The organism is Amycolatopsis sp. DSM 110486, from assembly GCF_019468465.1.
GTDB lineage: Bacteria > Actinomycetota > Actinomycetes > Mycobacteriales > Pseudonocardiaceae > Amycolatopsis.
This window is the reverse complement of the sequence record NZ_CP080519.1, coordinates 1762856-1783920: the sequence shown is the minus strand read 5'-3', so window position 1 is coordinate 1783920 and position 21065 is coordinate 1762856. Positions and strand designations below refer to the sequence as shown.

Below are 21065 nucleotides of genomic sequence, written 5' to 3'. Positions count from 1 at the left end.
GGGGGTCGGCCTGCTTTTGGCCGGATCAGTAACACCGACGACGCCGGCAGAGCTTGGTCCGGCGTTCAGCCTCCCCATGTCGGTGCGTCAGATCGGCGTTACCCGAACGGGTGAAGGTTTGAGGGTTCAGCTTCTCGAATGGAGGAACCCGATGGTCGACGAGCCCTGCCGGCACGATGGATTGCACCGAAGGGCGTTTTTCGGGCTCGCCGCGGGGGCGGTGGCGGCTCCGGCGCTGGCCACGTTGCTCGGCGCCGCGCCGGCGGGCGCCACGCCCGGCCGGCCGGGCCGCAAGTTCACGTTCGCCGCCGTGTCGGACACGCACGTGAACACCACGAGCCCTCAGTCGACCACCTGGCTCACGCAGGTGTACGCCTCGATCGCGCGCCGTGACCCCGACCTCGTGCTGCACTGCGGCGACATCACCGACACCGGCCTGCCCGACGAGTACGAGCAGTACGGCAAGGTGCTGCCCGCCGCGCTGCGCGGGAAGATCCACTACTCGCCGGGAAACCACGAGACGCGGTGGGACCCGTCGGCCAAGGAGGAGTTCCACAGCCACTTCGGCCCGACGCCGTACTCGTTCGACGCCGGCGGTGTCCACTTCGTCGGCTTCGACCCGACGCAGGTGCTGCAGGAGCCCGGGCACTACGGGCCCGCCGGCCTCGACTGGCTCGAGCGCGACCTGAGCCGCGTGCACCGGGACACGCCGGTGGTGCTGTTCCAGCACTTCCCGTTCGGCAACCAGTTCTACTACGTCGACGACCAGCCGGCGGTGCTCGACGTGCTGGCGGAGCACAACCTGCGCGGTGTCATCGCGGGCCACGTGCACCGCGAGGACGTCACCCGGTTCAACGGGCTCACGCAGGTGACGCTGAACGCCGTGCGCAACGGCCCGATCTACTACTGGGCCGAGAAAACGACGGCCGCCGACGGCACCGCCGTGCTCGACGTGCGGCGGGTCACCGTCGCTGCGGACGGGACCGACACCGAGGCGCCGTTCGCGACCGTGCCGCTGACCGGCGGCGGGCAGGGTCGCGAGCAGCGGCCGCGATACGTCCACGTGGGCAAGGTTTCCGGCGGCTCGCTGCCGGTCGAGGTGCGCGCGTCGGCCACGCCGCAGGTCGGCGTGCAGCCGTACCCGCAGGCTGTATTCGGCGGCACGAGCCCCGGCGCGTGGCAGTCGCTCGCGGGTTCGGGCGACCGCTGGACCGGCAGCGTCGACGTCTCGGCGCTGGCGCCGGGGCGGCAGCGGCTTCAGGTGCGCGTGAACGCGGCCGACGGCAGCTGGTGGGAGCAGGTCGCGCTGTTCACGGTGCCCGCGGTGGCCGGCGACCCCGTCGACCGGTGGCAGCAGCAGCTCTCGGGTTCGGTGCAGGGCGGCGTGACCCTCGCGGACGCGCGCAGCGGCCTGGTGCTCGCCGCTTCGTCGGCTGGTGAGGTGACCGCGTTGCGGCGCGGCGGCCACCGTGAGTGGCGTACGCAGCTCGGCCCGGTGTACCGGCGTCCGGCGGTACACGGGACGCTGGCTTTCGTCCCTTCGGCCGACCACCACCTGTACGCGCTGGATGTCCGGAATGGACGGCGGGTGTGGGCGTTCGACGCCAAGGCTCCGGTCGTCAGCGCGCCACTGGTCTCCACTGTGGACGGAAACGAACAGATCGTGTTCTCCGCCGGACAGGCGTTGTTCGCGGTCGGGACCGACGGCCGCCGCCGCTGGTCCGTGCCCGCGCGCGGGTTCTCGTCCGGTCAGGCCGCGAGCGACGGCGAGCGCGTGTACACCTCGGCGGCCGACGGTTACGCGCGGGCACACGACGCGCGGACAGGCAAGGAATTGTGGGCTTACCAGATGGTGTCCGGTGTCGAGAACCGGGTCGCGCTGTACAGCGGGTGGGACGCCGTGGTGGCGCTCGGGGGTGACGTGGTCGTCCTGGCCACGGTTTCGAGTGCGATCGCGCTCGACCGGGCCACGGGTGCGCTGCGCTGGACGGTGGCCGGGAGCGCGATGTACGCGCCCGCGCTGATCGTCGGCACCAGTGTGCTGCTGACCACGGAGTGGGGTGTGCTGACCCGCGTGGACCTCGCCACGGGGAAACCGTTGTGGACGACGAACCTCGCGCTGCGCGTGTTCAACGCCGGTGTCGCGATCAGCGACGGCACGGCGTGGGTCCTGACAGTCGACGGCAAGGTGATCGGCGTGCGGCTCGCCGACGGCGCCCGGCTGGGCTGGCTGCAGCAGAGCCTCGTCTACACCTTCGGCCGCCCGGTGATCGACGGCCGGACGCTCGTGGCCGGCGATCAGAACGGTGTCGTGCACGGGATTTCCCTCCCCTGAATTCCCTTGAGTTCCACCGCGCCGAACCATCGGCGCCGGTGCCCGGAAGAAGGACAGAGATGGGCCTCACTCGAAGACAGTTCATGGTGGCGGGCGGCGCGATCGCGGCGTCCGGCCTCGTGGCCACGCCGGCCGTCGCTGCGACCCAGGGACTCCCGCTCGGCGGGTTTCCCTTCGGCAGTGGCGAACCGAAGGGCCAGTGGCTCGTCGGCGACACGCACGTGCACGACGACCACTCGGCCGACGGCAGCCTGCCGCGCCAGACGTCGAAGCAGGCGCTGCCGGGCAACCTGCCCGTCGGCGACCAGATCGGCCAGGCCGAGAAGACCGGGCTGGATTTCCTGCCGCTGACCGACCACCGCACGTACGACCAGCACTGGGATCCACAGTGGACGTCGGAACGACTGCTGCTGATTCCCGGCGAAGAGGCCAACGGCTCGCCGCACGCGATCGTGCTCGGCGCGGTGGACAACGTCGTCGACGGTGCGAACCCGCCTGGCTCGGCGGCGTTCCGGCACGTGCAGCAGTCCATTTGGGACGCTCGTTCGCAGGACGCGGTGTGGCACATCGCGCACCCCGACGACGGTGAGTACACCCGTGCGGCCGGGCCGAACGACAACGCCAGCGTGCAGGGCATCCACAACATCGAGGTGCTCAACGTCTCGACGAACCCCGACGCGCAGATGGACTTCGCCGAGACGCGCTGGAACCGCGGTTACGTCACCGGCGTCACCGCCGCCAGCGACTGCCACTTCCGTGAGCTGTGGGACATCGCAGGCCCCGGCCAGCCGGCCACGCGCGTGTTCGCCGGCGACCGCAGCGTCCGCTCGATCCTCGACGCGCTGAAGGCCGGCCGGACCACGGTGTCCTCCGGCGTGTCGGGACCGTTCGTGACGATCGAAGCCGACCTCGACGGCGACGGCCGGTTCGAGGCCATCGGCGGCGACGAGACGGTGGTCGGTTCGCGGAAGCTGCCGCGGCGTGCGGCGCTGCGCGTCCGGGTCCGCCAGGGCGCCGGGACACACCTGCTCGTGTACGGCACGCCGGGCCGCTCGGCCAAGGCCCTGCTGGACACCACCGTGCGCGGCAACGACGACACCCGCACTCTGCCGTTGACCCTGTCCAGCGACCACGTGTGGTTCCGCGCCGAGGTGCGCTCGCCCGGCAGCGCGTCCGGCGCCGACGCCGACCCGACGCTGCCCGACCAGCTGCGCGCGGCGACGTCACCCGTGTTCGTCTCCGTCGGCTGCGTGGCCACGCCCGCGCCGGAGATCCCGTTGCCCGCCATGCAATCCGGGCACGACAACGCGACCGCGGTGCTCGGTGGGACCGGTGAGTTCACGGGGTTCGCCGACGTCGCGGTCGCCGGCAACGACGTGCACGTGGTCGCGCAGCGGCATTCCGACGGCCGCAGCCGGATCGTTTACAAGCGCGTGGACCGGCGCGGCTTCGGTCTCTTCGAGGTCGAGCTCTCCAGCGGTTCGGGCCCGGCCACGGCGCCGCGCGTCGCCGCTTCCGGGCGCGACGTGTGGGTGGTCTGGCAGGACGAGCGCGGCCACGAGCAGCCCCACCGTCCCGCGATCTACCTGCGCCACAGCAGCACCGGCGGCCTGCTCTTCGGCCCTGCCGTGCGGCTCGACGCCGGCACCGGCCGCGCCGTGCACCCGGCGATCGCGCTGCTTTCCGGCGGACAGCCCGTCGTCACCTGGGCCGACAACACCGCCGGCGCGTTCGACGTCTACGCCCAGGTGGTCGGCGTCGACCGCAAGCCGGTCAACCTCTCGGCCGCGGGCAAGACGGTCAGCGCCGGCAACCGCGCCGTCGACGCCCGCTCGCCGCGCTACCCGGCCTCGGTGTTCCCGACCGTCGCGGTGGGCCACGGCGACCGCATTCTCGTTGCGTGGCAAGACGACCGCTTCGACCCGGATCCACTGTGGACGGGCCACACTCCGCCCGCAGGCCAGGCCGCGTCCGGCGGCACGGACCCGGACAACTGGCAGATCCTCGCCACCACCCGCGCGGGCACCCGCGGCGGCTGGGGCGCTTCGGCCCAGGTCAGCGCCGCCACCGACCGCGCCGACCGCCACCCGAGCGCGGCCGTCGACCACTCGGGCGCCTTCGTCGTCGCCTGGGACAGCGGCGTTTTGCAGAGCTCGGGAGCGAACCTGTCCCTGCGCTCGGCCCGCTCCGCCGACGGCCGCACCTGGTCGGCCGGCACGCCGTTCGCCCTCGAGTCGGCGGCGATGAGCCAGCGCCCGCGTCTGAGCCACGACCCGGACGGCACCGTCCGCGCCGTCTGGTACGACTCCCGCGCCACGGACTGGCGCTGGAAGGTCTTCACGGCGCGCCTCACGCCGGCCGGCTGGTCGGCTCCGGTACAGCTCACGAAAGCGGGCAACGCGACCTACCCCGCGGTGTCCGCGGGCCTCGTGGCTTTCGTCACGGACCGTAACGCTGTTCGGGGTCAACGCGACACTACGCAGCAGATTTACGTCGTGGACACGGGTGGCCACTGACGTGGTTGCCTGCCCGGCCGCCGTCCGACGGCGGCCGGGCAGGCAACCACGTCATCCTCGCCGAGCGAGGGGGAGGGGTTCCCTTGTGGTTCTGACGAGACGCGATCGGTCGGCGTGAGTCGCGTTTCCCGGCGGCCCGGTCTGCCGCCGGGATCAGTACCGGACGCGAGTACGCCAGTGCCGCCCGCGTCGCCGGGTCCGCGAGTGCCGCCCGGTCCAAGGGCTGTCGGCGACGTCCAGGCGCAGGGCGGCGAACGCGTCCGCGCCGAGACCCATCAGCACCGGGTACGTGATCTGTCCGTGGAGCGCCTCGGTGTCGCGCACCCGGCCTTCTTCGCGGAACCCGAGCCTGGCGTGCAGCGCGAGCGAGGCGAAGTTGCGGCCGTGGACACTGACCTCGCACTTGCGGTAGCCGGCCGGCCCGAACATCGCGGCGAGCAGCGTGGTGACGGCGTCTTCGGCGTACCCGCACCGCCGGTGCTGCGCGCCGATCCCGACGCCGTAGCTGAACCGGCTCGCCGCGGGGTCCGTCCGGACCCAGATCGACCCGACGAGCGCCCGGCCGTGCAGCGTCTCGATCGCCAGGTGGCGATCCCCGCCGGACCCGGCCACCTCCGCCCGGTGCGTCGCCCAGTGCCGGTAACCACCGCCACCGTCGCGATCGAACCCGACCAGGGCCCGCCGGTCGTCGGGTCGGATCTCGCGCAACCGCACCTGCCGGCCGACCCAGTTCTCGCGCACAGCGGCGCGGCTGCCGGACAGCACCGGACGGGCGAGGTTCACGGTCATCGGTATGGCACGGTACCGGGTTGCTCATCGGCGTCTCGAAGGGCCGGCCGCCCGGCGCCCGGGATGGGGAGGTCGGCGTCGCGCAGGCCGATCCCGGGCCGCCAGCCCAGGCGGCGCGAGATGCTGAACGCGCTGGCGAGCACGGGCGCGACGACCGTGGCCAGGTCGAGCGAGCCCGTGCGCACGACGACCGAGAGCGCCGCGACGACCCGGCCGTGGCCGTCGGTGATGCGGGCGCCCACCGAGTCCGCGCCCTCGGTCATCTCGCCGCGCACCGTGGCGGTGCCGGACCGCCGGCACGCCGTCAGCTCGGCCCGCAGGTCCGCCGGGTCGGTCACGGTCCGCGCGGTGAACCGCGCCGGCCCGGCCGCGAGGTAGGCCTCGATCAGCGTCCGGCCGGCGTGCGCGAGCAGCACTTTGCCGACGGCCGAGCTGTGCAGCGGCAACCGGCCGCCGACGTGGGAGGCCAAGTCGACGGCGTCGCGCGCGGAGAAGCGCTCGATCACCACGGCCTCGTGCCCCTCGAGGACGGCGAGCTGCACGTGCTGGTGGAGCGCGGCGTGCAGGTCCTCCAGGAACGGCAGCGCGACCGTGCGCAGCGGAACCGACAGCGGCGCGAGTGTGCCCAGCTGCCACAGGCGCAGGCCGACGGTGAACCGGCGGTCCGGGGTGCGGTCGAGGGCGCCGGCCCTGAGGAGCTCGTGGACGAGCCGCCGGACCGTCGCGTGCGGGAGCCCGGTGCGGCGGGTCAGGTCGGCGAGGGTCAGTGCGCTGTCCTCGGGCGTGAAGGTGAACAGCACCTGCAACAGCCGCGAGCTGACGCTTCGGCCGGGCTCGTTCGTGCGCGGCATGGTGCTCGCAGCATACGTCGATGTCCATTGGATGAACATCGACGTTCCTCGAACGCCTAGCGTGCGGTCATGCTCATCGACACCCAACGAAGGAGGCAACGCCGGTGCCTGAACTGCGAATCGCCGTCGTCGGAGGGGGAATCGGGGGACTGGCCGCCGCCGCGTTCCTCGGCCGGGCGGGGCTCGCGTGCACGGTCTACGAGCAGGCCGCCGAGCTCGGCGAGGTCGGGGCGGGACTCGTCGCCGGCCCGAACCTCGTGCGCCTGCTGCGCCGTCTCGGTGTCCTGGACGAACTGCTCGCGCGAGCCGTGGCGATCGACGTCGGGTGGGAGTTCCGCCGCTGGGCGGACGGGACCGTGCTGTCGGCGGAGAACCTCGCCGAGTCGTGCGAAAAGCTCTACGGCGAGCGCACATACACGGTGCACCGCGCCGACTTGCTGAGCGTCGTCCGGGCCGCGGTGGCGCCGGACGTGCTCCGGCTCGGCGCGAAGTGCGTGGGCGTCGAGATCGCCGACGACGGCGCGGTCCTGTCGTTCGCCGACGGCACCGCTACGACCGCCGACGTCGCGATCGGTGCCGACGGCGTGCACTCGACCATCCGCAACGCCTTGCTCGGGCCGTCACCCGCGACGTTCTCGGGACTGTGCGCCTTCCGCGCCCTCGTGCCGGCCGCCGACGCGCCCGCGTTCGCGCTGCGCAACGCCCACACGCTCTGGCTCGGCCCCGACCACCACCTCGTCCACTACCCGATCTCGGCGGGCAGGCTGATCAACATCGTCGCGTTCGCCCCGGCCGGTGAGGACGTCGTCGAATCCTGGAGCGCCACCGCGACCCACGAGGAGTTCGCCGCCGAGTTCGAGGGCTGGGACTCGCGGCTGCGCGAGCTGATCGACGCGGCCGGCACCCCGGGCCGCTGGGCACTGCTCGACCGCGCCCCGCTCGCGCAGTGGAGCCACGGCCCGGTGACCCTGCTCGGCGACGCCGCGCACCCGATGTTCCCGTTCTTCGCCCAGGGCGCCGCGCAGGCGGTCGAAGACGCGGCCGCTCTCGCGCTGTGCCTGGCGGCCGATGCCACCGCACCGGCCCGCGCGTTGCGCCGCTACGAGTCCGCCCGCCGCGCCCGCACCGCCCGGCTCCAGACGGTGTCGCACGAGCGCGCCCACCTCAACCACCTGCCCGACGGGCCGGACCAGCAAGCCCGCGACGCGTCGTTGTCCGGTCAGGATCCGCTGGCCGCCAACGCTTGGATCTACGGCCACGACGCGGAACTTGTGCCCTGACCCTCCTTTGTGGAGGCTTGAGGCGCGGGTGCGCGCGGGTCGGCCCATGCTCTGTTCAGGAACGCCGGACCGGCCCTCGACAACGCGAAGCGGCGCGGCACCGCCGAGTGTGAGCTTCTCGGCTTCGCGCTCCCGTACCTCGGCTGCTCAGCGCAGCACGGCCGCCAGCAGGTCGGCCCCCAGCGCCGTCAGATCGGGGAGGTTGAGGGTGTAGCGGACGTAACGACCGTGCCGGCGGGTCGTGAGCAGGCCCGCGCGACGCAGGACGGCGAGGTGGCGGGAGACCTCCGGGGGAGAAAGCTCCCAGGCGTGGGCCAGCTCGCCGGTGGTGTGCGGGCCGCGGGCCAGGGTGCGCAGCAGCCGCAGCCGTACCGGATGCGCGAGTGCCTCCAGCCGTAGGGTGACCGTTTCCAGCGATACCGGCTCCGATGGGCTCGCCTCGGCCACGGGGTACTGCACCACCGGCTGCCATCCGGGCGCGTGGATCGCCACCAGGTGCGGGCGGCCGAAGACGCTGGGGAGGAAGGTGATCCCAGTGCCGTGGGCGGTGGTCGTCTTGTCCTGCAGTTTGTCCACGATGATGCAGTTGCCGTCCGGTGCCAGGGTCACGGCGCCGGAGACCGACGCGAGTGCCGCCCCCATGCCTTGGCGTTTCAGCAGGTCGTTCTTCAGGCGCAGGTCGCTGGCGAGCCGCGCGGTGATGCCCGTCCAGGCGGCGTCGAAGAAGGCTTCGCCGCACTGTTCGAGGGTGTGGCGCGCCCGCGCCCGGACGGCTGTGGGGTCCGCGAGAAGCCGTTCCGCGAAGGCCTCTTGGAGCGCGCCGCGGGCCTGGGCGCGGTCCAGGGCTTGCCGTCGCGCCGTCGCGTCGGCAAGCGGTGACGGCGCGGCGAAGTGGACCCGGTTGCTGCCGCACGTGGTGATGAGCGCGGCGTTCACATAGGTTTCGTCGTCGATCCGGTCCACCTCGTCCAGCTCCTCGGCGAGGGTCGGCCGGGGGCGAGCGGGGACCAGGAAGTCGGCTCGTGAGGAACGCCAGAGGAATTCCGCCTCCCTGAGCCGCTCGGCCAGCTCCGGCCGCAGCCCGGCCCAGACGTCCGCGGCCCAGCCGGCGAGCCGCGGGTGATGCCCGGGTTCGGCCAGCACGTGCAGCATCGCGGTCAGCTCGGCCAGCGGGGAGGCAGCGAACCGCAGTCGCCCGGACGGCAGACCTCCGATGTCGATCCTCAACGTCATCCCCCCATCATCGCTGGTCGGATGGCCGGCGACCGAGTCGATTGACGGTGTCCGTCAACCGACGTGGCGAGCTGGAAGACGCGACGCACCGTTGACGCCATGGGAACCACCACCAAGATCCAGCCGCGTGCCCTCGTCCGGGCTTCCGGAGGCCCCCGCTACGCCGTCGCCCTGGCCGTGGACGCGCTCGGCACCGGCTTGCTGCGGCCCTTTCTGCTGCTCTACGGGGTGACGGTGCTCAGGCTCTCCCCGCCCGTCACCGGCATCGCCATGACGGTCGGCGCCGTCGCGGGTCTGGTGTGCATGCCCGCTGTCGGCCGCTGGCTGGACCGGGGTGCCCGCAGCACGGTCGTGGCAGCGTCGATGCTGGTGCGGGTGCTGGGCGTGGCGCTGCTGCTGGCCGCCCCGGCGGGGCACGTCTGGCTGTTCGCGACGGCGGCGCTCTTCCTCGGCATCGGCAACCAGGCGTGGCCGGCCGCCCACGCGGCCCTGGTGGCCACGGTCGCCCACGGCCGGGAACGGGACGCGGCGCTTGCGGGAGGCCGCGCCCTGCGCAACGCCGGCCTGGGCGTGGGCGGCCTCCTCGCCACCGCCTGCCTGACGGGCGGCACCAACGCACTGCAAGCGCTGGCAGCCGTCACCGGGCTCGCCTATCTCGCCGCGGCAGCCTTGGCATGGTCGGTCCACCTGCGCACACATCCGGCCGCTGATCCGGCCGAGGACAGGGCCGGCGAGCCCGCACCTCGGATGCGCGCGTTGCTGGCCGCCAACGTGGTCTACGTCTTCTGCCTCAACGTCCCCGAAATCGCGCTGCCGCTGGTCCTGGTGACAAAGCTGCACGCATCCCCGGTGTGGTCGGCAGCCATCTTCGTGGCCAACACGGTGCTGGTGGTCGCCCTGCAGGTTCCGGTCACCGTCCTGCTGTCCCGCTTCCCCAGGCGGACCGTGCTGACTCTCGCCGGCGTGGTACTCACGGCGTCCTACCTCGGCTTCCTCGCGGCCACCTCACTGGGACACGGCTGGGGCGCCCCTGCCATCGCCGCGGTGTCCGTGGTCTGCACCATCGGCGAGATCATCTATGCCGGCAGCGCCACCGCGCTCGTCACCGCCCTCGCCCCGGCCCCTGTCCTGGGACGCGCCCTCGCCCGCTTCCAGCTCTCCACGGGATTCGGCCTCGCCGTCTCCCCGGCGGCCATCACCGCGCTCGCCTCCCACGGCTCGGCCGCCCTCTGGAGCAGCCTCTCCGCCGCGACGCTCCTCTCCGCCTCCGCCGTTGCGACCGAGAAGGATCGCAGGAGTGGGTTGTAAGTGGTGGCGGGGCGCCACCGCCGTAGCCGAAGCCGGTGTTGGACGGTGGCTTCGGAACCGGGTCGGTGCGCAGTCCGCCGTCGGACATAGGAGTGAGCGCGAGCAGGGTGGTTGCCGAGGCGTAACGACGGCGCTGTCTTCGGCGACTCTGTACGGTCGGGCGCCTAGAGCGAAGCAGGGGTGGGACCTCGACGTTTCCAGTCGGTGGGGGAGACGAGATGACCGATGGACTGGTGCTGCCAAGCGGATCCGGGCAGTCGATCACTTCCGCTGGGATGACACTCAAAGTCGGTGCCGACCAGTCGGCCCGGTGGTCGGTGTTCGAAGCGGACGTCGGGCCGGGGTTCGACGTGGGCGCGCACCGGCACGGTGAGGCCGAAGAGCTGTTCTACATCATCGAGGGCGAACTCGACCTGCTCGCATTCGAGCCGCGAATTCGCACCGCGGGCGACTGGCAACGCTGGGAGTCCGCCAGCGGCCAACGAGTCGTTCGGGGCGGTCCGGGCAGCCTGATGTACGTGCCCGCCGGCTGTCCGCACGCCTTCGCCAACCCCTGCCCGGCACCAGCCAGGATGCTCTTCCTCGTCACGCCGGCCGGCCACGAGCGGTACCTGCGCGAACTCGCCGAGCTACTCACCGCCGACGGGCCTCCCGACCAGCCCGCCATCGCAGCGCTGCGGTTCCGCCACGACATCGAGCAGCTCACCCCACTCAAACCAGGCCGAGCTTAAGAACAGTGCCGCCCGACCGAGTCCGGCACGGGCGGCTTTGGCCCGTTGCAGCCGTTCGACCGAACCCGCGGTATTCGTCAGGCTCCGCCGGGCCCGGGACCAGCCGCAGGAATCATTACCTGCCAGGTAATCGACTGGCCTCTCGGCTTCAGCGAACATTGGGTCATAAACCAATGGTGAGGAGCTGAAAATGCCTTTCTTCGACGCCGGTGACGGGACCCGCCTGTCATACGAGGATTACGGTGCGGGCGCGCCGATGGTGTTCGTCTCCAGCTGGGTGCTGAACGCCGAAATGTGGGAGTATCAGATCCCGTTCTTCGTCGAACAGGGATTCCGGTGTGTCCTGCTGGACCGGCGGGGGCATGGCCGCTCCGACCGCCCCTCCTCCGGCTACGACGCGGACACCGGCGCCGACGATCTGGCCGCTCTGATCGAGCATCTGGACCTGCGCGGCATCACGCTCGTCGCCCACTCGGCCGGCGGTGGCGAGGCCGCACGCTATCTGTCCCGGCACGGTGAGGAGCGGGTCTCCCGTGTCGCGTTCCTGGCGTCGACGTTGCCGTACCTCAAATTGACCGAGGACAATCCCGAGGGAATTCCCGAGGCGCTCAATGAGGCGACGCTGGCACAGTTGCGCAAGGACCGGCCGAAGTGGTTCGCCGATCGAGCGCAGGGGTATTTCGCCACGCATCTGGGCAACGACGTCTCACCGGCACTGATCGAGCATGAGATCCGGCGCTGCCTGTCGCCATCGCCGTTCGCGACGGCCGCGATGTTCAACTCGAACTTCCACACCGATTTCCGCCCTGACCTGCGTCACATCACCATTCCGACGCTGGTTGTGCACGGAGTGGCCGACCAGTCCGCACCCATCGACGTCACCGGCCGTCGTACCCGGAAACTGGTGCCCCATGCCGTCTACCGGGAATATCCCACTGCCGGGCACGGCCTGTACGTCACCCACGCTGAACAACTCAACGCCGATATCTTGGAGTTCATCAAGAGCTGAGATGGTTTCCCTGCCGCGTGCGAGTACAACGCGGCCAAGCTCGCGGCGGCCGACGAGCCCTCGGATGCGCTCAAGGGTGCAACCACGCGACGATCGCGACCGCACCCTCCGAGATTCTCGATTCCGGTGCGGAAGTCGGGACGCTGTCAGCAGCGGCGCGCGCGCTCCGAGCCGTCGACGGGCGCGATGCGGTCCACCAGTGGGCCGCCGGCCCGTAGCAGTGCCTGAAGTGTTTCCAGCGGCTCGGGGACGAGGCTGTACCAGCTCCACGTGCCTCGGCGTTCGCGGGTGAGGATGCCCGCGGACACGAGGACGCGCAGGTGATGGCTCAGCGTCGGCTGGGGCATGTCGAACTCTTCGGCGAGGTCGCAGAAGCAGGCTTCGCCGCCGGGTGAATGGCGGATGAGGGACACCAGCCGGATGCGCAGCGGGTCGGCGAGGGCTTTGAAGAGCTTGGCCGCGTCGCTGGCGTCGGTTTCGGCGACGACGGCGGCGGGCTCGGCGAGCAGAAGGGTGACCGGGACCGGGGTCCGGTGCTCGATCGTCATGCGCCCTCCCGTCGTGTCGTGCGTGTCTCCCATCTGACCATACCGCGTGGATTGACAAAGTTCGATCCAATCGCGTTCACTTGGATCGAGATAAGTCAATCCAAGGAGAGCGTCATGGTGCAGCCTGCTCGGGGCCTGCCCGCGCACGAGGCGGACGCCCAGGTCGAGCGGATCGTGGACGAGCTGGCCGACCGGTTCCGCGGGACGTTCGCGCGGGAAATGGTCGCCCGGTTCGTGCACGAGTCGTACACGTTGCTGGAGGCGACGGCGACGGTGCAGACCCATCTGCCGACGCTCACGGCCCGGTTCGCGCGGGAGCGGCTGCTGGATCGTGGGCGCGCGACGGGTTTGGTGCGGGTCGAGGTGCCGCAGGTGTTGTTCGTGTGTGTGCACAACGCAGGCCGTTCTCAGATGGCGGCAGCGCTGCTGGATCACCACGCGTTCGGGCGGGTGTCGGTGCGCTCGGCCGGCTCACGGCCGTCGCGCGGAATTCCCGAGGTGGTCACGGAGGCGATGGCCGAGCTGGACATCTCGCTGACGTGCGCGTACCCGAAGCCGCTGACCGACGAGGTGGTCCGCGCGGCCGACGTGGTGGTCACGATGGGCTGCGGCGACGCGTGCCCGATCTACCCGAGCCGGCGCTACCTCGACTGGGATGTGCCAGATCCGGACGGGCAGCCGTTGGCGGTGGTGCGCCACATCCGCGACGGGCTCGATGCCCGCGTGCGCGGACTGCTCGGCGAGCTGTCGTCTTGACGTTCCCTTGTGCTGAAAGGAAAAACACGGTGACCCGAGTGCCCGAAGTGTTGTTCGTGTGTGTGCACAATGCCGGCCGTTCGCAGATGGCGGCGGCGCTGCTGCAGCACCACGCCCTGGGCCGGGTCGCGGTCCGCTCGGCGGGCTCGGAGCCGGCGGACAAGGTCAACCCGGCCGCCGCGCAGGCGTTGGCCGAGTGGGGGCTGGACATCGCCGCCGAGATCCCGACGAAGCTGTCCACAGAGGACGTCGAGGCGTCGGATGTGGTGATCACCATGGGCTGCGGCGACACGTGCCCGGTGTTCCCTGGCAAGCGCTACGAGGACTGGCCGCTGGACGACCCGGCCGGCCGGGTCGTGGACGCCGTGCGCCCGATCCGCGACGAGATCGACCGCCGTGTCCGCGCCTTGATGGCCGAACTGCTCGACGCCTGACATCCCCGTCCCGACTTCTGGAGGCCCGGTCCGTGACCCAGACCGCTGACAACACAACAACACCGGCCGAGGGCGATGTCCTGCGCCAACTGTCCTTTCTGGACCGGTTCCTGCCCGTGTGGATCATCGTCGCGATGGCGCTCGGGCTGCTGCTGGGCAGTGTGATTCCCGGCCTGCAAGGCGTGCTGGACGCGGTGAAGATCGGGCAGGTGTCGCTGCCGATCGCGCTCGGGCTGCTGCTGATGATGTACCCGGTGCTGGCGAAGGTCCGCTACGACAAGGTCGGTACCGTCACGCGTGACAAGCGCACGATGGTGCTCTCCCTGCTGCTGAACTGGATTCTGGGTCCGGCGCTGATGTTCGCGCTGGCCTGGCTACTGCTGCCGGACCTGCCCGAGTACCGCACCGGGCTGATCATCGTCGGCCTCGCCCGATGCATCGCCATGGTCATCATCTGGAACGACCTCGCCTGCGGCGACCGCGAAGCCGCCGCGGTGCTGGTGGCGCTCAACTCGGTGTTCCAGGTGATCATGTTCGGGGTACTGGGCTGGTTCTACCTCGACCTGCTGCCCGGCTGGCTGGGCCTGCAAAGTCAGAGCATCTCGTTCTCTCCGTGGGAGATCGCGCTGTCGGTGGTGATCTTCCTCGGGATCCCGCTTGCCGCCGGTTACCTGTCCCGCCGCATCGGGGAACGGACCAAGGGCCGCACCTGGTACGAAGGCAAGTACCTGCCCAAGGTCGGGCCGATCGCGCTGTACGGGCTGCTGTTCACCATCGTCATGCTCTTCGCGCTGCAGGGCGACAACATCACCTCGCGCCCGCTGGACGTCGCGCGAATCGCGCTGCCGCTGCTGGCCTACTTCGCGATCATGTGGGGCGGCGGCTACCTGCTGGGCAAAGCTGCGGGGCTCTCTTATTCGCGCACGACGACGCTGGCGTTCACCGCCGCGGGCAACAACTTCGAGCTCGCCATCGCCGTCGCGATCGGGGTGTTCGGGGTGACCTCGGGGCAGGCGCTGGCCGGGGTGGTCGGGCCGTTGATCGAAGTACCGGTGCTCGTCGGCCTTGTGTACGTGAGCCTGTGGCTGCGCCGGCGCTGGGCCGATCCGACCCCGCAGGCTGAAGGAGAACACCCATGACCCGCGTGCTGGTGATCGGCGGCAGCGATGCCGGGATCAGCGCGGGTCTGCGCATCCAGGAACTGGACCCGAACGTGCGGCCCACGCTCGTGGTGGCCGACGCCTACCCGAACTTCTCCATCTGCGGCATCCCCTACCACGTCTCCGGCGAGGTCCCCGACTGGCGCGCTCTCGCGCACCGCACCCGCGCCGACCTCGAAACCGCGGGTCTGGGCCTGCGGCTGAACACCCGCGCGACCCGCATCGACCCGTTCGCCCGCACCGTCACCGTCGTGGACCACGACGGCCGCCACCAACTGCCCTACGACGAGCTGATCATCGGCACCGGCGCGGTCCCGATCCGTCCACGCATCGAAGGGATCGACACGCTCGGCCCAGCTGACGGGGTGCACCTGCTGCACACCATGGAGGACACCTTCACCCTCACCGACACCCTGGCCCGTCAGCCGGAGTCGGCCGTGGTTGTCGGTGCCGGCTACGTCGGCTTGGAGATGGTCGATGCACTGCGCGCCCGCGGAATCGCGGTCACCCTGGTCGAAACGCTTCCCGAAGTTCTGTCCACTGTGGACTCCGAGTTGGGTGCTCTTGTGCGCGCCGAACTTCGGGCCCACGACGTCGACGTGCACACCGGAACCACGGTGCACCGCGTCGAACGGCACGCGGGCCGATTGCGGGTGCACGGCAGCGACGGCTTCATCCGCACCACCGACGTGGTGCTGGTGGTCGTCGGCGTCCACCCGGACACCGCGCTCGCCGAAACTGCCGGAGTCAAGCTCGGCGTGCGGGGCGCGATCGCCGTCGACCGCTGGATGCGCGCCACCGTCGACCACATCTTCGCCGCCGGCGACTGCGTGCAGACCTACCACCGCCTCCTCGGCACCGACACCTACCTGCCGTTGGGCACCACCGCGCACAAACAAGGCCGTGTCGCCGGGGAAAACGCACTCGGCGCCGCCCGCCGGTTCGCCGGCTCGTTGGGCACGCAGGTGGTGAAGGTGTTCGACCTCGCGATCGCCCGCACCGGCGTCCGCGACCGCGACGCCGTCGGCTTCCGCCCCGTCACCCACGAGACGGTCGCCGACGACCACAAGGCCTACTACCCCGGCTCCCGCCCGATCCACCTGCGCATCACCGGCGACGCGACGACCGGCCGGCTGCTGGGCGCACAGCTGGTCGGGCACCGCGACAGCTCGGTGCACAAACGCGTCGACGTCCTCGCCACGGCGATCCACCACGGCATGACCGTCAGCGACGTCGAAGACCTCGACCTTTCCTACACCCCGCCCCTGGGTAGCCCGTACGACGCGGTCCAGGTCGCCACCCACGCCTGGACCCAGCAGCACGGCGACTGACAACGCCTTGCGAAGATCACCTGATGCCCGACTCGACGCCTCCGCCCACCGCCTCCGGCGCGCCGTTGGCGAAGGCGCCGCTGTCGGCCGAGCACGCCGTAGACCTGGCGACCGGGTTCAAGGCCCTGGGCGACCCGGTTCGGCTGCGGCTGCTGTCGCTGATCTGCGCGTCGAATGGCGATACGTCCGTGAGTGATCTGGCCGCGGCGTTCACGCTGTCCGGGCCGACGATCTCGCACCACCTGAAGGTGCTGCGCGAAGCCGGCCTGATCGAGGCGTCGCGCCGCGGCACCTCGATCCACTACCGGCCGCGAGGCGCGGCGCTGGACGGATTGGCCGGCCGGCTGGCAGCACCTGGATCCTGAGAGATCAGGGAGTTCTCCGAGCCGGGGTGGCTGCGAGGGCCAGGACAGCCGCGGCGACGTTCACCGCGGCGAGGACGAGGAACGCCGGGGTGTAGCCGCCGAACAGGGTGGCGAGGCCGGCGCCGGCGAACGGGGCCAGGGCCATGGAGATGGTCATCGGCGCCGAGAGCAGCCCGTTGAGGCGGCCGTAGTGCGTGGCGCCCCACCGGTCGGTTATCGCGGTGGCTTGCAGCAGGGTGAAGATCCCGCGCGCCATGCCCGCCACGATCGCGGCCGCGATGAGCGCGGCGGTGGAGGTGAGCACGCTGAGCAGGGCGGTGGTCAGGGAGGTCGCCAGCAGGATCAGCGCGGTGCGGGTCCGAACGCTGGTGCGCCGGGTGAGGGTGGCGTAGCCGAGCCGGCCCAGCACCTGCCCGGCGCCGCCGAGGCCGAGCGCGAGCGCCGCGGTGCCGACGCTGACGCCACGTTCGGTCAGCAGCGGCACCAGGTTGACCACGACGGCGAACACCGAGAACGTCGCCAGGCTCATCGCCACCACCAGCGTGCGGAACGCCCCGCTGCGCGCGACCTGTGAAGGATCGGCGTGCTGATGCTGCTCGGTGTGGTGCTCGGCGTGTGGCCAGGGCCCGCGCAACCCCCAGAAGTGCCCGGGAACCGTGATCACCGCCAGGATTACCAGCAGCACGAGATAGGTCCGGCGCCAATCCAGATCTGCCGCGAGCAGCGCGGTCAACGGGGCGAACACGGTGCTGGCCAGTCCGCCGGCCAGCGTCAGCACGGTCAGCGCCGACACCCGCCGCGGCCCGTACCAACGGGTCAGGGCGGCGAAGGCGGGCGCGTAGAGCACCGCGCTCATCGAAGCCCCGACCACGGCCCACGCGACGATGAACCACGCCAGCGACTGCGCCGTCGCGACCGCGATCACCGCCGGAACCGCGAGCAGGGAGCCCGCGGTCATCACCGCCCGCGGGCCCCGCCGGTCCAGCCACCGCCCGACCGGGATCCCCGCCAGCGCCGACACCAACTGCGCCCCCGAGAGCGCGGCGATCACCGCCGTGGTCGGCCACCCGGTGTCGCGGGCGATATCCGGGGCGAGCACAGGGAACGCGTAGTAGAGGATGCCCCAGCTGGTGATCTCGGTCAGGCACAAGACCGCCAGCACGCGGCGCAGTCCCGACGCCGGCAACGTGCCCGGGTGCGTGGTGGACTCGGTCGTCACCGGGTTCAGTTCCCGTGCGCGGGCGGCGCCGAGAGCGTCAGCACCTCCGGCTCTGCCGGACCGCAGCAGCCACCAGCGGCGGAATCCTCATCGTCGAACAGCCCGGCGCCGCCGCACACCCCGGTTTCGGCCAGGATCAGCTCCACCCGCGCGGCGGCCTCGTGGTCCCCGGCCAACTCGGCGGCGATGCTGCGGACCTGCTCGTAGCCAGTCTGGGCGAGGAACGTCGGCGCGCGGCCGTAGCTCTTCATCCCGGCCAGGTAGAAATCCTGCTCCGGGTGCGCGAGTTCCTTGGCGCCGTGTGGGTAGACGGTGCCGCACGAGTGCACGTTCGGATCCACCAACGGCGCCAGCCGCACCGGTGCCTGCAACGTCGGGTCCAGCTCCAGCCGGATCTCCGAAAGCCACGCCAGCTGCGGACGGAACCCGGTCAGCGTCACGACTTCGTCCACCTCCTCGAGCCGCTGCCCGGCCGCCGACACCAGCGTCAGCCGGCCCGCGGCGTCGCGCTCGACGGTCTCGGTGCGGAACCCGGTCACCACCGTGATCAGCCCCGCCTCCACCGCGGCCTGCGCGCGTTTCCCCAGCGCGCCCCGCGCCGGCAACTGGTCCGCTTCACCGCCGCCGAAGGTGTTCCCGATTCCACCACGTCGCAGCACCCAGCTGATCCGCGTCGAGGAGTCCTGCTCGGTCAGCCCGGACAATGCCACCAACGCTGTCAGCGCGGAATGCCCGCTGCCGGCCACCACGATGTGCCGACCGGCATAGCGGTCACGCGTCGCCGTATCACCCAGATCCGGGACGCGGTAGACGATCCGGTCTGCCGCCGCGGCCTCACCGATCGCCGGCAACCCTTCACCGCCCAGCGGATTCACGCCCACCCACGTGCCGGACGCGTCGATCACCGCCCGCGCGAAGACGCGCTCCTCGGCGCCGTCGGCTGCCCGCACGTGCACCGAGAACGGCTCGGCGTCGCGACCGCTGTCGACAACTCGATCCCGGCCACGGCGCGCGACGCCCACGACTTCGGCGCCGAACCGCACCCGCCCACCGAGCGCGTCGGCGAGCGGCCGCAAGTACGACTCGGCCCACTCGTGGCCGGTCGGGTAACCGCTGCTGTCCGGGCGAATCCAGCCGGTGGGTTCCAGCAGCCGGCCCGCCGCCGGGTCGACCAGCTCCGACCACGACGAGAACAACCGCACGTGGCGCCACGCCGCGACCGCCGCCCCCGCACGATCCCCCCGCTCCAGCACGAGCGGCTCCAGCCCCCGCTCCAACACCTGCGCCGCGGCCGCGAGCCCCACCGGGCCCGCGCCGACCACCACCACCGGCAACTCGCTCATCCCCACCACGCTCCATCGATCGGGCTCGATTAATACGGTTCGGACTGTATCGACGCAAATCGATGGATGCAACCATCGATTCGGATCGATACACTGACGGGCATGCCGATCGCGCTGCCCCGGGCCCAGGTCCTGCCCACTACGGACGCCGCCACCTACGCCGAGTGGTTCGCCTGCCTGGCCGAACCCGTGCGCGTGCGGCTGCTGCACGCGGTGGCGACCACCCCGCGCGGCCTGACAGTCGGCGCACTCACCGAGATCCTCGGCACCAGCCAATCCACCACGTCCCACCACGTGCGCAAGCTGGCCGACGTCGAGTTCGTGCACCTGGAGAAGATCGGCACCGCCACCGTCGTCACCGTCAACGAAGCCTGCTGCTCCGGCCTCCCGCACGCCGCCGACGCCGTCATGGGCCTGCTCGGCCCCCGCCCCTGCTGCCCTGACGACATCCCGGCCGACGTCACCGTCCGCGCCCTCGAACCCGGCGACTGGGCCGCCGTGCGCCGCATCTACGGCGAAGGCCTCGCCACCGGCATCGCCACCTTCGACACCACCGTCCCCACGCGCGCGAGTCTTGACGCGAAGTGGCTGCCCGAGCACCGCTGGATCGCCGAAGCCGACGGCCAGGTCGTCGGCTGGACCGCCGCCAGCCCTGTGTCGTCGCGCGACTGCTACGCCGGCGTCGCCGAAACGTCGGTCTACGTCGCCGAAACCCACCGCGGCCGCGGCGTCGGGAAAGCCCTGCTGCGCAAGCAAGTCATGGCCGCCGACGACGCCGGCATCTGGACCCTGCAAACGTCGGTCTTCACCGAGAACCGCGCCAGCCTCGCCCTGCACCACTCGGCCGGCTACCGCACCGTCGGCATCCGCGAACGCATCGCCCAGCGCGACGGCAAATGGCACGACACCGTCTTCCTCGAACGCCGCAGCCCCGTCAGCTGACCAGCCCACCACCGCCGTCGGCGACGCCCACAACACTGTCGTGTCGACGGGGGCGCGTCTTGAGCACGACTGTCCAAAGCGGCAGGTGTTCGGGTGTTTCGGGGGAGTGGGCCTAGCGCAACACAATCCGAACTCTTCGGTCCTGGTCGAGGGGTCGGCGATCATCATCAAGGCCGTGTGCGGTCGTGCACCGTCAAGCAGTGGACGATGAACGCAGCTGGTTCCGGTACGTGGACGGCTTGGGTCTCAACGAAGCTCAGGCGCACGCCTCCGTCGGCTGGGTGCCCGTCGGGACCGCGCGTCAAAGCACAGCGAGCCGGTCTACCAGCAGTTCCACCCTCGGCTCGGTGTCCTCCGGCGGCAGCCGTCCCGCTCGGGTCAGGGTGGCCAGCCCGTGCAGGGCCGCCCAGAACGCCTCGGTGAACAGTCCAGGGTGGACGCCGTCCCCGGCGACCTTGCCGAGAGTCTCCAGCAGAGTGGCGAAGGCGTCCTTCAGCGGCTCCGGGGTGTCCTCGTTCGCGAACATCAGGCCGCCGTCGAGCTGGAACATGGAGTCGTAGACCGCCGGGTTGTGCTCGGCGAAGTCGAGGTAGGCGCGGGCGAGTGCGGTGACCCGGGCGCGCGGGCCGTCCGCGGCGGAGGTCGCGGCCCGCAGCGCCGCGGCCATCTCGGTGGCTCCCTCGAGGGCGACGGCGCCGATGATCTCGCGCTTGCCGCGGAAATGGCTGTAGAGGACGGGCTGGCTGTACTCGATGCGCTCGGCGAGCAGGCGGGTGGTGACCGCGTCCCAGCCCTGCTGCTCGGCGAGTTCGCGGGCCGTCGCCACGATGAGGCGTTCGCGGTCCGCCCGTTCGCGTTGCTTGCGTTCCTGTACCGACATGGTTGAAGTCTAGCACCGCTAGACAATCGAGCGGC

19 protein-coding genes are annotated in these 21065 nt (G+C 71.2%); 12 read left to right on the top strand and 7 right to left on the bottom strand.

Annotated features, from left to right (window positions below):
• Nucleotides 1-151: 151 nt before the first annotated feature.
• Nucleotides 152-2335 carry a PQQ-binding-like beta-propeller repeat protein gene (locus K1T34_RS08510; RefSeq protein WP_220243735.1) on the top strand — a complete coding sequence of 728 codons (2184 nt, stop codon included), beginning with the start codon at nucleotides 152-154 and terminating at the stop codon, nucleotides 2333-2335.
• 59 nt (nucleotides 2336-2394) lie between these two features.
• Nucleotides 2395-4851, top strand: coding sequence for a CehA/McbA family metallohydrolase (locus K1T34_RS08505; RefSeq protein WP_220243734.1), 2457 nt, complete (start codon nucleotides 2395-2397; stop codon nucleotides 4849-4851).
• A gap of 153 nt (nucleotides 4852-5004) precedes the next feature.
• Here K1T34_RS08505 and K1T34_RS08500 read toward each other — a convergent pair whose 3' ends face one another.
• Together K1T34_RS08500 and K1T34_RS08495 are read right to left on the bottom strand one after the other, a co-directional pair.
• Nucleotides 5005-5565: a GNAT family N-acetyltransferase gene (locus K1T34_RS08500; RefSeq protein ID WP_255638743.1), complete on the bottom strand. Its 561-nt coding sequence runs from the start codon at nucleotides 5563-5565 to the stop codon at nucleotides 5005-5007.
• Nucleotides 5566-5636: 71 nt separating this feature from the next.
• Complete coding sequence (locus K1T34_RS08495) at nucleotides 5637-6491, bottom strand: IclR family transcriptional regulator (protein WP_255638402.1); 855 nt, start codon at nucleotides 6489-6491, stop codon at nucleotides 5637-5639.
• A gap of 104 nt (nucleotides 6492-6595) precedes the next feature.
• Between K1T34_RS08495 and K1T34_RS08490 the strand changes: the two genes are divergently transcribed.
• Nucleotides 6596-7771: an FAD-dependent monooxygenase gene (locus tag K1T34_RS08490; RefSeq protein ID WP_220243731.1), complete on the top strand. Its 1176-nt coding sequence runs from the start codon at nucleotides 6596-6598 to the stop codon at nucleotides 7769-7771.
• A 147-nt stretch (nucleotides 7772-7918) separates the two neighbouring features.
• Here K1T34_RS08490 and K1T34_RS08485 read toward each other — a convergent pair whose 3' ends face one another.
• The gene (locus tag K1T34_RS08485) at nucleotides 7919-9004 is read right to left on the bottom strand and encodes a helix-turn-helix domain-containing protein (protein ID WP_220243730.1); all 1086 of its coding nucleotides are present in this window, start codon (nucleotides 9002-9004) and stop codon (nucleotides 7919-7921) included.
• A 99-nt stretch (nucleotides 9005-9103) separates the two neighbouring features.
• Here K1T34_RS08485 and K1T34_RS08480 point away from each other — a divergent pair, with 99 nt between their 5' ends.
• From K1T34_RS08480 to K1T34_RS08470, 3 genes are all read left to right on the top strand, one after another.
• Nucleotides 9104-10312, top strand: a complete 1209-nt coding sequence (locus tag K1T34_RS08480) for an MFS transporter (protein ID WP_220243729.1) — start codon at nucleotides 9104-9106, stop codon at nucleotides 10310-10312.
• Nucleotides 10313-10530: 218 nt separating this feature from the next.
• Nucleotides 10531-11043, top strand: a complete 513-nt coding sequence (locus K1T34_RS08475; RefSeq protein ID WP_220243728.1) for a cupin domain-containing protein — start codon at nucleotides 10531-10533, stop codon at nucleotides 11041-11043.
• 190 nt (nucleotides 11044-11233) lie between these two features.
• Nucleotides 11234-12052 carry an alpha/beta fold hydrolase gene (locus tag K1T34_RS08470; protein WP_220243727.1) on the top strand — a complete coding sequence of 273 codons (819 nt, stop codon included), beginning with the start codon at nucleotides 11234-11236 and terminating at the stop codon, nucleotides 12050-12052.
• A gap of 146 nt (nucleotides 12053-12198) precedes the next feature.
• Here the strand turns inward: K1T34_RS08470 and K1T34_RS08465 are convergent, their stop codons facing one another.
• On the bottom strand, nucleotides 12199-12600 hold the full coding sequence (locus K1T34_RS08465) for a helix-turn-helix transcriptional regulator (protein WP_220243726.1): 402 nt from the start codon (nucleotides 12598-12600) through the stop codon (nucleotides 12199-12201).
• A 114-nt stretch (nucleotides 12601-12714) separates the two neighbouring features.
• Here K1T34_RS08465 and K1T34_RS08460 point away from each other — a divergent pair, with 114 nt between their 5' ends.
• Genes K1T34_RS08460 through K1T34_RS08440 form a run of 5 tightly spaced genes read left to right on the top strand, consistent with a single transcriptional unit; the run spans nucleotide 12715 to nucleotide 16646 of the window.
• Nucleotides 12715-13356, top strand: coding sequence for an arsenate reductase ArsC (locus K1T34_RS08460; RefSeq protein ID WP_255638401.1), 642 nt, complete (start codon nucleotides 12715-12717; stop codon nucleotides 13354-13356).
• Nucleotides 13357-13385: 29 nt separating this feature from the next.
• Entirely contained in the window at nucleotides 13386-13790 is a 405-nt protein-coding gene (locus K1T34_RS08455) for an arsenate reductase ArsC (RefSeq protein WP_220243725.1), read from the top strand.
• Nucleotides 13791-13822: 32 nt separating this feature from the next.
• Nucleotides 13823-14929, top strand: a complete 1107-nt coding sequence (gene arsB, locus K1T34_RS08450; protein ID WP_304504309.1) for an ACR3 family arsenite efflux transporter — start codon at nucleotides 13823-13825, stop codon at nucleotides 14927-14929.
• A complete protein-coding gene (locus K1T34_RS08445) occupies nucleotides 14926-16281 on the top strand; it encodes an FAD-dependent oxidoreductase (RefSeq protein WP_220243724.1) in 1356 nt (451 codons plus the stop codon). The genes arsB and K1T34_RS08445 overlap by 4 nt, the downstream gene beginning before the upstream one ends.
• A 23-nt stretch (nucleotides 16282-16304) precedes the next feature.
• A complete protein-coding gene (locus tag K1T34_RS08440; protein ID WP_220243723.1) occupies nucleotides 16305-16646 on the top strand; it encodes a helix-turn-helix transcriptional regulator in 342 nt (113 codons plus the stop codon).
• Between the two features lie 4 nt (nucleotides 16647-16650).
• Here the strand turns inward: K1T34_RS08440 and K1T34_RS08435 are convergent, their stop codons facing one another.
• Entirely contained in the window at nucleotides 16651-17865 is a 1215-nt protein-coding gene (locus tag K1T34_RS08435; protein ID WP_255638400.1) for an MFS transporter, read from the bottom strand.
• Between the two features lie 5 nt (nucleotides 17866-17870).
• The gene (locus K1T34_RS08430; RefSeq protein ID WP_220243722.1) at nucleotides 17871-19208 is read right to left on the bottom strand and encodes an NAD(P)-binding domain-containing protein; all 1338 of its coding nucleotides are present in this window, start codon (nucleotides 19206-19208) and stop codon (nucleotides 17871-17873) included.
• A gap of 102 nt (nucleotides 19209-19310) precedes the next feature.
• On the opposite strand from K1T34_RS08430, the gene K1T34_RS08425 reads away from it, so the two are divergent.
• The gene (locus K1T34_RS08425; protein ID WP_220243721.1) at nucleotides 19311-20150 is read left to right on the top strand and encodes a GNAT family N-acetyltransferase; all 840 of its coding nucleotides are present in this window, start codon (nucleotides 19311-19313) and stop codon (nucleotides 20148-20150) included.
• 301 nt (nucleotides 20151-20451) lie between these two features.
• On the opposite strand, the gene K1T34_RS08420 is transcribed toward K1T34_RS08425, so the two are convergent.
• Nucleotides 20452-21030, bottom strand: coding sequence for a TetR/AcrR family transcriptional regulator (locus K1T34_RS08420; protein ID WP_220243720.1), 579 nt, complete (start codon nucleotides 21028-21030; stop codon nucleotides 20452-20454).
• Nucleotides 21031-21065 lie beyond the last annotated feature (35 nt).

Excerpts from the sequence above, each read along its gene's own strand:
- K1T34_RS08510 (WP_220243735.1), top strand. The coding sequence starts at position 152 with ATGGTCGACGAGCCCTGCCGGCACGATGGATTGCACCGAAGGGCGTTT.
- K1T34_RS08505 (WP_220243734.1), top strand. The coding sequence starts at position 2,395 with ATGGGCCTCACTCGAAGACAGTTCATGGTGGCGGGCGGCGCGATCGCG.
- K1T34_RS08495 (WP_255638402.1), bottom strand. The coding sequence starts at position 6,491 with ATGCCGCGCACGAACGAGCCCGGCCGAAGCGTCAGCTCGCGGCTGTTG.
- K1T34_RS08485 (WP_220243730.1), bottom strand. The coding sequence starts at position 9,004 with ATGACGTTGAGGATCGACATCGGAGGTCTGCCGTCCGGGCGACTGCGG.
- K1T34_RS08480 (WP_220243729.1), top strand. The coding sequence starts at position 9,104 with ATGGGAACCACCACCAAGATCCAGCCGCGTGCCCTCGTCCGGGCTTCC.
- K1T34_RS08475 (WP_220243728.1), top strand. The coding sequence starts at position 10,531 with ATGACCGATGGACTGGTGCTGCCAAGCGGATCCGGGCAGTCGATCACT.
- K1T34_RS08470 (WP_220243727.1), top strand. The coding sequence starts at position 11,234 with ATGCCTTTCTTCGACGCCGGTGACGGGACCCGCCTGTCATACGAGGAT.
- K1T34_RS08465 (WP_220243726.1), bottom strand. The coding sequence starts at position 12,600 with ATGACGATCGAGCACCGGACCCCGGTCCCGGTCACCCTTCTGCTCGCC.
- K1T34_RS08460 (WP_255638401.1), top strand. The coding sequence starts at position 12,715 with ATGGTGCAGCCTGCTCGGGGCCTGCCCGCGCACGAGGCGGACGCCCAG.
- K1T34_RS08445 (WP_220243724.1), top strand. The coding sequence starts at position 14,926 with ATGACCCGCGTGCTGGTGATCGGCGGCAGCGATGCCGGGATCAGCGCG.
- K1T34_RS08440 (WP_220243723.1), top strand. The coding sequence starts at position 16,305 with ATGCCCGACTCGACGCCTCCGCCCACCGCCTCCGGCGCGCCGTTGGCG.
- K1T34_RS08430 (WP_220243722.1), bottom strand. The coding sequence starts at position 19,208 with ATGAGCGAGTTGCCGGTGGTGGTGGTCGGCGCGGGCCCGGTGGGGCTC.
- K1T34_RS08425 (WP_220243721.1), top strand. The coding sequence starts at position 19,311 with ATGCCGATCGCGCTGCCCCGGGCCCAGGTCCTGCCCACTACGGACGCC.
- K1T34_RS08420 (WP_220243720.1), bottom strand. The coding sequence starts at position 21,030 with ATGTCGGTACAGGAACGCAAGCAACGCGAACGGGCGGACCGCGAACGC.